The 11,892-nt window shown below is 61.4% G+C and carries 12 protein-coding genes; 7 read left to right on the top strand and 5 right to left on the bottom strand.

From position 1 onward, the window contains the following. The first annotated feature begins 67 nt into the window (after nucleotides 1-67). Nucleotides 68-1,063: an invasion associated locus B family protein gene (locus tag CUV01_RS16665; protein WP_101461456.1), complete on the top strand. Its 996-nt coding sequence runs from the start codon at nucleotides 68-70 to the stop codon at nucleotides 1,061-1,063. Nucleotides 1,064-1,172: 109 nt separating this feature from the next. Here CUV01_RS16665 and CUV01_RS16670 read toward each other — a convergent pair whose 3' ends face one another. Genes CUV01_RS16670 through CUV01_RS16685 form a run of 4 tightly spaced genes read right to left on the bottom strand, consistent with a single transcriptional unit; the run spans nucleotide 1,173 to nucleotide 5,409 of the window. Continuing rightward, nucleotides 1,173-2,444 (bottom strand): beta-ketoacyl-[acyl-carrier-protein] synthase family protein, encoded by a 1,272-nt coding sequence (locus CUV01_RS16670; protein WP_101461457.1) that lies wholly within the window; start codon nucleotides 2,442-2,444, stop codon nucleotides 1,173-1,175. After that, entirely contained in the window at nucleotides 2,441-2,707 is a 267-nt protein-coding gene (locus CUV01_RS16675; protein ID WP_101461458.1) for an acyl carrier protein, read from the bottom strand. Before CUV01_RS16675 ends, CUV01_RS16670 begins: the two co-directional genes overlap by 4 nt. 22 nt (nucleotides 2,708-2,729) lie before the next feature. After that, entirely contained in the window at nucleotides 2,730-3,815 is a 1,086-nt protein-coding gene (lpxD, locus tag CUV01_RS16680) for a UDP-3-O-(3-hydroxymyristoyl)glucosamine N-acyltransferase (protein ID WP_101461459.1), read from the bottom strand. Nucleotides 3,816-3,840: 25 nt separating this feature from the next. Then, a complete protein-coding gene (locus CUV01_RS16685) occupies nucleotides 3,841-5,409 on the bottom strand; it encodes a L,D-transpeptidase family protein (protein WP_101462180.1) in 1,569 nt (522 codons plus the stop codon). A gap of 360 nt (nucleotides 5,410-5,769) precedes the next feature. Between CUV01_RS16685 and mepK the strand changes: the two genes are divergently transcribed. The 3 genes from mepK to CUV01_RS16700 all read left to right on the top strand — a co-directional run bounded on the left by mepK (nucleotide 5,770) and on the right by CUV01_RS16700 (nucleotide 8,186). Then, the gene (mepK, locus tag CUV01_RS16690) at nucleotides 5,770-6,330 is read left to right on the top strand and encodes a peptidoglycan L,D-endopeptidase MepK (RefSeq protein ID WP_101461460.1); all 561 of its coding nucleotides are present in this window, start codon (nucleotides 5,770-5,772) and stop codon (nucleotides 6,328-6,330) included. A 190-nt stretch (nucleotides 6,331-6,520) separates the two neighbouring features. Next, nucleotides 6,521-7,111 (top strand): TetR/AcrR family transcriptional regulator, encoded by a 591-nt coding sequence (locus CUV01_RS16695; protein WP_101462181.1) that lies wholly within the window; start codon nucleotides 6,521-6,523, stop codon nucleotides 7,109-7,111. A 16-nt stretch (nucleotides 7,112-7,127) separates the two neighbouring features. Then, on the top strand, nucleotides 7,128-8,186 hold the full coding sequence (locus CUV01_RS16700; protein WP_157994892.1) for a TAXI family TRAP transporter solute-binding subunit: 1,059 nt from the start codon (nucleotides 7,128-7,130) through the stop codon (nucleotides 8,184-8,186). A 15-nt stretch (nucleotides 8,187-8,201) separates the two neighbouring features. Here CUV01_RS16700 and CUV01_RS16705 read toward each other — a convergent pair whose 3' ends face one another. Beyond that, a complete protein-coding gene (locus tag CUV01_RS16705; RefSeq protein ID WP_101462182.1) occupies nucleotides 8,202-8,774 on the bottom strand; it encodes a TetR family transcriptional regulator C-terminal domain-containing protein in 573 nt (190 codons plus the stop codon). Between the two features lie 170 nt (nucleotides 8,775-8,944). Here CUV01_RS16705 and aptA point away from each other — a divergent pair, with 170 nt between their 5' ends. The 3 genes from aptA to CUV01_RS16720 are packed head-to-tail and all read left to right on the top strand — an operon-like array spanning nucleotide 8,945 to nucleotide 11,861. Continuing rightward, entirely contained in the window at nucleotides 8,945-10,270 is a 1,326-nt protein-coding gene (aptA, locus tag CUV01_RS16710; protein ID WP_101461462.1) for an omega-aminotransferase AptA, read from the top strand. Beyond that, nucleotides 10,270-10,551, top strand: coding sequence for a cupin domain-containing protein (locus CUV01_RS16715; RefSeq protein ID WP_101461463.1), 282 nt, complete (start codon nucleotides 10,270-10,272; stop codon nucleotides 10,549-10,551). The genes aptA and CUV01_RS16715 overlap by 1 nt, the downstream gene beginning before the upstream one ends. A 56-nt stretch (nucleotides 10,552-10,607) precedes the next feature. Next, nucleotides 10,608-11,861 carry a Zn-dependent hydrolase gene (locus tag CUV01_RS16720; RefSeq protein WP_101461464.1) on the top strand — a complete coding sequence of 418 codons (1,254 nt, stop codon included), beginning with the start codon at nucleotides 10,608-10,610 and terminating at the stop codon, nucleotides 11,859-11,861. Nucleotides 11,862-11,892 lie beyond the last annotated feature (31 nt).

Raw genomic sequence — 11,892 nt, forward strand, 5'->3', positions numbered from 1 at the left:
CGCTGACAAGCGCGTATTCGCGTGCTAAGCGAAATGCAAAGTTCTGGAAAAGGGAATAAGAACCACCATGGCTTACAAGACTTCCGCGGCACTGTTGGCTGCCATTGTTGCAATGGCAGGCCCTGCCTTTGCGCAGGATACTGACACCCCCACGACGCAAGAGACCGTGGACGAGACGGCAGAACAGGTCATCGACGCGGTGAATGACGCCGCGGCAGACGCTGAACAGGCGATGGATGACGCAACAGAGGCAACGACCCCTGATGCCGAGGCGCAGCCGGAAGCAACCGCGGACGCTGCAGCAGAGCCAGAGGCAGAGGCAGAGGCCGAAGCGACCGCCGAGCCTGCCGCGGCCGAAGAGCCTGCAACGACCGATGAGGCGGCCAACGCCGAGGACGCCACCACGGACGAGCCGGCAACTGATGCGGCGACCACGACCGATGAGGCTGCCAATCCGACCGAAGAGCCGGCTGCAGAAACGGCCAACGCTGTGCCGACCGATCCCGCCGATCTGGAGGTTGGTTCCTATTACGTCGAGTCGACGCATTCGGATTGGACGATCCGCTGCATCAAGGCCGATGAGGGTCAGCCCGATCCCTGCGAGTTGTACCAATTGCTGCGCGACGATCAGGGCAATTCGGTGGCCGAGGTCACCATCATCCCGCTGACCCAGGGCGAGGCCGCCGCCGGTGCGACCATCGTGGCGCCGCTGGAAACCGATCTGGTCCGTGGTCTTGGTATCAAGATCGACAGCGCGGCCACGCGTGGTTTTCCGTTCAACTTCTGTGCGCCGGTCGGTTGCGTATCACGCATGGGATTTGACGCCAACGGCCTGGCCGGCCTGAAGCGCGGCAACGTCGCCATCGTTTCCCTGCTGCCCTTCGGCGCCGATCCCGAAAACCCGTTCGAACTGCCGATGTCGCTGGCCGGCTTTACCGCAGGCTTCGAAGAGTTGGAAGGTATCGTCGACGAGGCGCTGGCCCAGATCGAGGCGCAGGCAGAAACCGCAGCGGAGACGGACAGCGAAACCCCGGCAGAGCCCGAGGCCGCACCCGCCAACTAAGGCGCGACAGGCCAGCAGGCCTGCCGAGTTACAGACAATTCGAGGCCGTGCCACCGTCAGATGGCACGGCCTTTTTCAATTCAGCGATAAGCAGAAACGCGCCCGCGGCTCAGATCCTACGCAGGGCGATGACCGCATTCAGCCCGCCAAAGGCAAAGGCATTCGACAGCACCGCATCCACATGCACCTCGCGCGCCTCGTTCGGCACGACATCCAGCGCACATTCGGGATCTGGCTCCTGATAGCCGATGGTCGGTGCAATCACCCCGTCGCGCAGTGCCATGATGCAGGCCAGTAGTTCGACGGCACCGGTGCCACCGATGATATGGCCGTGCATCGCCTTGGTCGACGACATCATCAGCTTGTCCGCATGATGGCCAAAGGCATGTGCAACCGCCGCGCATTCGGTCTTGTCATTCGCCGCCGTTCCAGTGCCATGAGCGTTGATGTAACCCACGTCATCGGGGTTCAGCCCGGCATCATCCATTGCGCCGGTGATCGCACGCTCGGCCCCTTGCGCCGAGGGCATGACGATATCCTGGGCATCCGAGGACATGGCAAAACCCACCACTTCGGCCAGGATATCTGCGCCGCGCGCACGGGCATGTTCGTAATCCTCGAACACGAAAACGCCTGCGCCTTCGCCCTGCACCATCCCGTTCCGATTGGCACTGAACGGACGGCAGCCGTCGCGCGACATGACGCGCAGCCCTTCCCAGGCCTTCACCCCGCCAAAGCACAGCATCGCCTCGGACCCGCCGGTCAGCATCACCTTGGCCCCACCCGAGCGCACCATCTGAAACGCTTGTCCCATCGCGTGATTGGACGACGCACAGGCAGTGGCGACGGTGAATGCCGGGCCACGCAGGCCGAATTCGATGCTGACATGGCTGGCTGCCGCGTTGTTCATCAGCTTTGGCACGACAAAGGGGTGAACCCGGTTCTTGCCCTCCTCATAGACGGCCCGGTAATTTTCATCCCAGGTGTTCAGCCCTCCGCCCGCCGTACCCAGCACAACGCCAGAGTTCAAACCCAGTTTGCCGGCGAAATTAAGGCCGGATTGCGCCACGGCCTGCTTGGCCGCCAACAGGGTGAACTGTGTGAACTTGTCGTAAAGCAGGATCTGCTGACGGTTGAAATAATCCTCGGGGCGCCAATTGTGCACCTGCGCCCCGATCTGGATCGACAAACGGTCGACATCACGGAAATCGAGCTGACTGATGCCGCTGCGCCCTTCGCGAAAGGCAGCCAGGGTCGCCGGCACGTCGTGACCAAGCGCATTGATGGTGCCGGCCCCGGTTATCACGACACGCCGCCCACCGGAGGCCGACGTAAATTCAGAGGCTTTCTTCTTGCCGCCTTTGGTTTTCTTCGGGCTCATGCGGCCTTTTCCGAGATCAGCTTTTCGACGGCGGCAACGATGCTGCCAATACTGGACATGTCGAAATCCGATTTCTCGGGTTCATTGGCGTTGAAGGGGATCGAGATATCGAACTCTTCCTCGATCGCGAAAATCGCCTCGACCAGCCCGAGGCTGTCGATGCCCAGATCCTCTGGCGTCGCGTCATTCGTGATCTGGCTGGGCTCCAGCATGGCCTGTTCGGCAATGATGGCGTGCAGGCGGTCGGCGGTGGGTGTGTTCATAGCGGTCTCCGGCGAGCTTGTCTCAGCCCTTCTCCAACAGTTTTGTAACGCTTTCCTGAAGCTGGCTCAGTTTTTCGGCCATGCGCGGCAGGCGACGCGTGGCCTTCTGGATTTCCAGTTGGGTCTCCATCTTTACAGCCGGATTGCCCAGGACGACGCGGCCGGCAGGCACACGGGTATAGATCTTGGTCGAACCACCGGCGATCACGTCATCGCCGATTTCTATATTGTCGGAAACGCCGCATTGCCCGGCCAGCACCACGCGGTCGCCCAACCGGCTGCTGCCCGCGATTCCAACCTGACCGCAAAGCAGACAATCCTGCCCGACGACGACGTTGTGGCCGATATGAACCAGATTATCCAACTTGGTCCCCGAGCCGATCCGGGTTGCGCGGATCGTGCCCCGGTCGACGGTGCTGCCCGCACCGATTTCGACATCATCACCGATCTCGACGCCGCCAAGCGAGTGAATGCGAGTCCAGTGCTGTTTTCCGGCGCTGTCGCGATGGCCAAGCGTCCGGCGAATTTCCTCGACGCCGGATTCCTCGGCGGTGACGAATGAAAACCCGTCGCTGCCGATCACGGCACCCGATTGGACGATCCAGCGGTCGCCTGCCTTTACACCATGGCTGATGCGAACGCCGGGCAGGATCAGGACATCGTCACCAATAACGGTGCCCTTGCCGATGCTGACATGTTCTGCAATCCGGGCATTTGCACCTATCCGGACATCGCTGCCGATGACGACATAGGGACCGATGGCGGCACCCTTACCGATCGTCGCGCTGTCATGGATAATCGCTGTCGGATGGATGCCGGGCTCGATCTCTGGGCCGGGATCGAAGGCGCTGGTCAGCCCAGCCATCAGCAGCCTCGGGCGCGTTGCAAAAATGGCAGAACTCAGCCCGTATTCCGCCGGGTCCATGCCCTGCGCCAGGATTGCCATATCGCCCTTGCGCAAACCGGCTGCGTATTTGGGCGCCATCGCCAGGGCTATCTGGTTGGCAGTCGTCGCACCGGGCTCGGCCGCGCCTGTTACGACGCGGGTCTCATCGCCCCAGCTTTCCGCCTGCAGCGCCTTCGCCAGATCCCCGATAGTCAAAGCCATGATCGCAATCCTCTTCGGACGCGATCTAATCGCTTTGCGCCGCCAATTCCAGACCAGCGTTGGACAGGGCGTCCCAGACCCGCGCGTCGCGCCCGTAGATATCCTTGTAAAAGCGGATTTGGCCATCAGGCTCGGCCATGGCGGTGAAATAGACCAGATGCACCGGCACAAAAGGTTCCAGTTTCAGCCAGCGCTCATTCTGGGTCGCCAGTGCGCGCTGGAACATGCCCCTTGGGTCGCTGGTCTGCGGAGACAGCAACTCGCGGGCCAGATCGAACGGGTCGCCGATTCTGACGCAGCCATGCGAATAGGCACGCACGGATTGGCCGAACAAATGCTTGGTCGGGGTGTCGTGCAGATAGATGTTCCACTGGTTGGGAAAGATGAACTTGACCAGACCCAACGCGTTGTCATCACTGGGTTTCTGGCGCATTCGGTAGGGGAAACTGGCGGCAGTGAAGCGACCGAAATCGATCCGGTCGCGCGAAATCACATTGCCCCGACCGTCGACCACATCCAGATGAGCCACGGCATTGCGGTTCTTTTGCAGGCGCGGCAGGTATTCCTTGACTGTGATCGAGCGCGGCACATTCCAGCGCGGATTGACCACCACATATTCCATCTCATCAGAGAACTCGGGCGTGCGCATATTGCTGTCGGTCTTGCCCACAACGGCGCGCGTCTGGAACACCTGCTGGCCGTTCTCATAGATGCGCGCGGTAAATTCCGGAATGTTCACCCAGACATGCCGGGCGGTCAGGTCATGGCCGCTCATCCAGCGCATCCGCTCCATCGCGACCAGAATCGCGCGCGTTTGCCAGTCGGGCCCGCCGTTCAGCTGACGTATCGTCTGCGGCCCGGCGACCCCGTCCGCCGGCAGGCCGGCGGCTTGCTGATAGCGCAGGACCGCATCCGCCAGAGATGCGTCATATTCGGACGGATCAACGGGTAGATCGCTGGCAAAGCCGATGCTGGCAAGGCGCGCGCGCAAATCCGGGATTGCGGGGTCACGCATCCCCACGCGCCACAACCCTTCGGGCGCGAGGGGCGCATCAACGGGCGCGATCAGGCCCGATCGCTGCGCCAGGGCGTCGCGAAGAGCGCCGTAGCGCGGGTCGCTCGGTCCCTGCGCCAGAATAAAGGCACGCGGATCGCTGGCCGCCGCAAAATCACGCAACAGATCTGCCGCCGCAGGACGCACGGCTGTACGATAGATTTGCCGGTCAGCCCTGGACGGCCCCACCGCGCCGCCGATCACATCATGCATGTATCTGACCGCGACACTGGCAAACAGTGCCTCACCTTCGGCGCTGTCGGGGTCGGCGTCGCGTAATTGCTGCACGCGATACCGCGATTCCGGCAAGCCATGCAGATGCGCGGCCTCAACCGCAGCGATTACCGCCTCACGACGTGCAGCCGCCGCCGCACCGCCAAAGATCGGCTGCAACCCGTTGTCGCCGTAAAAGGCCGCAACGCCCGGCGTCGCCGAGACCGCGCTGGCCAGTTCCATTTCCGATCGGCTGAATTCCAGCCGGGGCGCAACAGCGGTCGCCGCCCCAATGCCTTGTCCATGCGCCGCCGGGATGGCAGCCATCGACAGGACCGTTGTCAGCCCCAGGGCTGCAGTCGATCGAGAAAACATCGCAAACATGCCAATCACCAGCTTCTTCATTCCCATTTTTCACCACCCAACGCTTCGGTAAAGCGCGCCACACCCCTAGGCAGAAAAATCACCAAACCGCGTCACCCTGCGGCCACAGGCCTTGATAATTCATGTATAAAGGATGCCCATCGGCGAAATCTCGCGCATATTCGCAGAAAAGCGCCTAAGATGGAACTAAACAGTTCCTGAGCCACGGGTAGTTTGACATATTGTTAACAAGTTCGGGATAAGCCCGGACGTGTCGCGGTAAAAAAGCGGCGAAAAAAAATGATGCAGGACAGGCGATCTGACATGACCACGAACCTTATCAACCGTCGCGGGATGCTGGGTGTCTTCGCGGCGACGACAGTTGCGGCAGCCCCGGTAATGGCCAATGCGTTTGGATTTTTGCGCGGTGCAGGCGATATGCGCCGCATCCGCATGTATTCGGGCCGAACCGGAGAAAGCATCGACACCGTTTACTGGGTCGACGGCAAATACATCCGCGAAGCTCTGAATGAAATCAACATCTTCATGCGTGACTGGCGCAGCGGCGAAGCCATCGGCATCGACCCTCGCGCGATTGATGTCGCGGCGGCAAGCCATCGCATGCTGCAAACGAACGAACCCTTCATGATGCTGTCGGGTTACCGCTCGCCCAAGACGAATGCGATGCTTCGCTCGCGTTCCAGCGGTGTTGCCAGGAACTCGCTGCATATGGTCGGCAAGGCTGCGGACCTGCGGTTGAAATCGCGCTCGGTGAACCAGATGTATCAGGCGGCAGTCGCGTGCAAGGCCGGCGGCGTTGGCAAATACAGCCGTTCGAACTTTGTGCATATGGATTGCGGCCCGATCCGCAGTTGGGGTGGCTGATCAGGCTGACAGTTCAGCCGTCATTTGCCCACTGCCTGCCCAGGAAAATGTGCTGACCCTGCCTGTCGGGTCAGCAAGAAAACTTGGCTTAGGCATTGACCACATTCAGGAATGTGAACGCAATCCGCTTGTACCGGGCCCTGGCTTGGTTCAGGTTCTTCAGATCATGCATCAGGATCAGGACCTACATATGACCGCCGCCAGCAAGCGTCGCATGCAAACCGCAAGCCGGATTCATGTGGCGGCGATCCAACTCGCCGAGCGCGACGGCCTGTCCAATCTGACGACCGAGGCCATCGCCCGAGAGGCCGGCGTCAGCCCCCGCACCTTTTTCAACTATTACCCGTATAAAGAAGCCGCAATCGCCGGCCCACCCAAGGATTACCCGCAGGTCGCGTCGGATGATTTTGTCGCGTCCAAAGGGCGGTTGATCGACGATCTTGCCGTACTGATCGCGGCGCATCTTTCACGCTTTGTCGATCAGCGACAGCAGTTCGCAACGGTTTTACGTCTGGCCGAGACCGATGCCAAACTGGCCGCACTGGAACAGTCGGCATTGCTGGAGCGCCATTCACTGATGGAACAGATGCTGCGCAAGCGGCTGTCCAGCCACGATGCGCGGCTGGCCCCGATTCTGGCGGCTGCGATCATTTCCGCCACGCGTCAGGCGGTGCTGGAATGGGCGGCGGGTCGCAGCGATGATCTGGTCGCCCTCGCCATCGAGAATATCGGCATGATCGGCGATGCCGGTGATCTGCTTTCGCAGAAGCCGGTCGCCTGACCTGATTGGTATTGCGATGCGCCGTCTTGCCTTCATAGCACCTTGTATTGCTTGGCTTGCTCTATGGCCGACAAGTGCTGCCTTGGCCCAAGACCGCGCGGGCGAAACGGGTCCTGCAGATCCCCAGGTCCAGCTTTTCCGCATCGCAACGGGTGAAACCAGCGCAACCTACTATGCGATCGGCAGCGAGATCGCGGCGGCCATTTCCAACCCGCCCGGCGGCGCGCGCTGCGATGAGGGGGGCGATTGCGGCGTTCCCGGCCTGTTGGCGGCCGCACTCGCTGCGGAAGGATCTGTCAGCAACATCGCGGCGCTACGTGACGGCGCGATCGAATCCGGCTTTGCACAGGCTGATATCGCTTATGCAGCGCAAATCGGCGCGCCGGGATGGCGGGGGTCGGCGCAGGTCCCTGGTCTGAGGGCCATTGCATCGCTTTATCCCGAAGCCGTCCATCTGATTGTGCGCGGCGACGCCGAAATCGAGACGATCACTGACCTCGAGGGCAAGCGGGTCTCGATCAGCCAGCCGGGTTCAGGAACCCAGATCGACGCGCAACTTGTTTTGCAAGCCGCAGGTTTGCCAGATAATCGTTTGAAAATAAGCGAATTAACCACCGACGAGGCCGTGCGCGAATTGCGGGCGGGCCAGTTGGACGCGTTCTTCATGGTGGGCGGCTGGCCGGTCGCCGGCCTGACCTCCCTGGCGGGACAGGCCGATGTGAAGCTGCTGCCCATCGAAGGCGCATTGGCTGACCGGCTGATCGCGCGGCACCCGTTCTTTCGGCGTGAAACACTGCCTGCGCGCACCTATCCGGGGCAAAAAGACCCGATCCAAACCGTTTCGGTTGCCGCGCTGTGGCTGACAATGGCGGATCAGCCTGATCAGATCATCCACGATATCACGCGCGTGCTGTGGAATGACTATACTCAGGACCGGCTGCATCAGGGCCATTACGCGGCCCGTGCCATTTCGCGCGACGCGGCACTGGAGGGCATCACTGTCCCGCTGCATCCAGGGGCGGCCAGATATTATCGCGGTGCCGGTCTGCTGGCGGATCAACCCGTGCAGCCATGATCGGCCGCACCCGTGTCAGCCCCGGTCAGGGGCCAGCAGCCGGTCGTAGAGCGTTGACAGGAACTGCTGCGCCTCGGCATAGGGATCATGCTCTTCGCCCAGTATTGCCCGCACCTGCGTCTCGAAGTCCGCATAGTGCTGGGTCAGCGCCCAGATCGAAAAGATCAGATGCCGTGGATCCACCTTTGCCAGGCGCCCCGCCTCTATCCAGCCGTTGAAGATGCCGGCCTTGTCATCAACCATATCGCGCAATTGGCCGCCCAAGATCTCATTTAGCAGCGGCGCGCCCTGCAGGACCTCATTGGCGAAAAGCCTGCTTTCGCGCGGGTAATCACGCGACATCTGCAGCTTGGCCGCGACATAGCGCTGTATCTCGGCCAGCGGTTCCCCGTTCGGATCGATCATCCGCATCGGGTCCAGCCACATATCCAGCAGGCCGGTCAGCAGGCTGCGATAGATATCTTCCTTGCTGGCGAAATAATACAGAACGTTCGGCTTGGACAGCCCGGCCGCCTCGGCCACCTGATCAATCGTTGCACCGCGAAAGCCCTGCGCTGAAAACACCGTCAGCGCACCTTCCAGGATCATCGCGCGGTTCTTTTGTTGTATCCGCGTCGGCCGCGCCTGTGCTTCATCGCTCAAATTACAGTTCCTCTGCGAACAGTCTGTGTCGTTCCGCCCATAGGTATCACGCTTGACTGGCGATGGCCCCGTGCTAGCCTGATCCTGACCTGTTGGTCAATATTTGCGAGGAAGCGATGGCTCTGGACCGTAAACCCGCCCCCAACGACCTTGGCGCCTTTTGGATGCCGTTCACCTCGAACAGGCAGTTCAAATCGGCGCCGCGCATGTTGGTGAGCGCCAAGGATATGCATTACACATCCGCCGACGGGCGGCAAATACTGGACGGCACGGCAGGGTTGTGGTGTTGCAATGCGGGCCACGGGCGCCCGAAAATTACCGCGGCGGTGCAGGATCAGGTCGAGACGCTGGATTATGCCCCGGCGTTCCAGATGGGGCATCCGCTGGCATTCGAGCTTGCCAACCGTCTGGTCAATTTGGCACCTGACGGGATTGACCATGTATTTTACTGCAATTCTGGATCAGAGGCCGTTGATACAGCACTGAAAATCGCGCTTGCCTATCACCGCGCACGCGGCGATGCCGCCCGCACCCGCCTGATCGGGCGCGAGCGTGGCTATCATGGTGTTGGCTTCGGTGGGATCTCTGTCGGCGGTATCGTGAACAACCGCCGCTTTTTCGGCAGCCTTCTGGCCGGCGTCGATCACCTGCCCCACACCCATCTGGCCGAGAACGCCTATACCAAGGGTCAGCCAGACCACGGCGCGCATCTGGCCGATGAGTTGGAACGCATCGTCGCGCTGCACGGCGCCGAGACCATCGCCGCCGTGATTGTCGAGCCGATGGCAGGCTCGACCGGTGTGCTTATGCCGCCCAAGGGCTATCTGAAACGCCTGCGCGAAATCACCAAAAAGCATGGCATCCTGCTGATCTTTGATGAGGTCATCACCGGCTTTGGCCGCCTGGGCAGCCCGTTTGCCGCCCAGCATTTCGACGTGACGCCCGATATGATCACCTGCGCCAAGGGCCTGACCAATGGGGTGATCCCGATGGGTGCTGTGCTGGTCAGCGCCGAGATCCACGACGCCTTCATGACCGGTCCTGAGCATGTGATCGAACTGTTCCACGGCTACACCTATTCCGGCAACCCGGTCGCCTGCGCCGCCGGCATCGCCACGCTGGACACCTATGCCGAGGATGGGTTGCTGACCCGTGCCGCCGATCTGGACAGCTATTGGCAAGAGGCATTGCACGGTTTGCGCGGTCTGCCGCATGTGATCGACATCCGCAATATGGGCCTGATCGGTGCGGTCGAGTTGCAAGGGATCGAGGGCGAACCGGGCAAGCGCGCCTTTGACGTCTTTGTCCGCGCCTACGAGGCCGGCATCCTGATCCGCGTGACCGGCGATATCATCGCCATGTCGCCGCCTTTGATCATCAGCCGCGAGCAGATCGACGAATTGATCGGCACTCTGGCCGAAGTGCTCAAGGCAACCGCTTGATGCAGGGTTGTCGCGCCACGACGCAATATGAAGATCAGCGGGTGCGCGTCACCCGCTATGACTTTGATCCCGGGGGACAAACCGGCTGGCACGTCCATCAGATGGAATACGTTATCGTGACGCTGACGGATTGCCCTTTGCGGCTTGAATTGCCCGGCGGCGAGACACGCGAGAGCATGATTGCGGCCGGCGAAAGCTATAGCCGGCCCAAGGGAACCGAACACAATGTGATCAATTCGGGCGACGCAGCCATGGCCTTTGTCGAGGTCGAATTGAAATAACACGCAACCATCCGACCCGGCATCAAGAGCGGGCGGACCGACAGGAAGGAAAGCAGATGGCCGACGCCCCCGCCGCCAATATGAAAACCAACCCCGACCGGCTGTGGGACAGCCTGATGGAGATGGCCAAGATCGGCCCCGGCATCGCTGGCGGCAATAACCGCCAGACCCTGACCGATGACGATGCTACAGGCCGCGCGCTGTTCCAGACATGGTGCGAGGCCGAGGGCATGACCATGGGTGTCGACCGGATGGGCAATATGTTCATGCGGTTCGAAGGCGAAAATCCCGATCTGGACCCGGTCTATATCGGCAGCCATCTGGACACCCAGCCAACGGGTGGCAAATATGATGGCGTGCTGGGCGTGCTGGCGGGGCTAGAGGTCGTGCGCTCGATCAAGGATATGGGCCTGCGAACGAGGCGGCCCATCGTGGTGGTGAACTGGACCAATGAAGAAGGTACACGCTTCGCCCCCGCCATGCTGGCCAGCGGCGTCTATGCCGGGATGCATGACGAAGACTACGCGAACAGCCGCGAGGATGCCGAGGGCAGGAAATTCGGTGAGGAACTGGACAGGATCGGCTGGCGCGGTGACGAAGATGTGGGCGGTCGACCCATGCATGCGATGTTCGAATATCACATTGAACAGGGCCCTATTTTGGAAGCCGAGGATACCCGGATCGGCGTTGTCACTCATGGTCAGGGGCTGTGGTGGCTGCAGGTCACGTTGACCGGCAAGGACGCGCATACCGGGTCAACGCCCATGAACATGCGGGTCAATGCAGGGCTTGGCATGGCCCGGATAATCGAGGCGGTGCACCAGATCGCGATGGATCATCAGCCAAATGCCGTGGGCGCGGTGGGTCAGGCGAATGTCTATCCCAATTCCCGCAACGTAATCCCCGGCAAGGCCGTTTTCACCATCGACTTCCGCAGCCCCGATCTTGAGAAGCTGACTTCGATGCGCACGCGGCTGGAAACCGAAGCCCCGCAGATCGCGGCCGATCTGAGCCTGGAAATCGAGATCGAACCGGTCGGCCATTTCGACCCGGTGACCTTCGACGCTGGTCTGGCGCAATCGCTGCGTGATGCCTCCGACCGCCTGGGCTATTCCCACATGGATATCGTCAGCGGCGCAGGCCACGACGCCTGCTGGATCAACCGCGTCGCCCCCACCGTGATGATCATGTGCCCCTGCGTGGACGGGCTGTCACATAACGAGGCCGAAGAAATCTCGCCGGAATGGGCGAGTGCGGGAGCTGATGTGCTGCTGCATGCGGTGCTGGAAGCGGCCGAGGTGGTGCGCTGATATGCGCGATGGCCGGGGGCCAGCCCCCGGA

It is taken from the genome of Paracoccus tegillarcae, assembly GCF_002847305.1.
Taxonomy (GTDB): Bacteria; Pseudomonadota; Alphaproteobacteria; order Rhodobacterales; family Rhodobacteraceae; genus Paracoccus; species Paracoccus tegillarcae.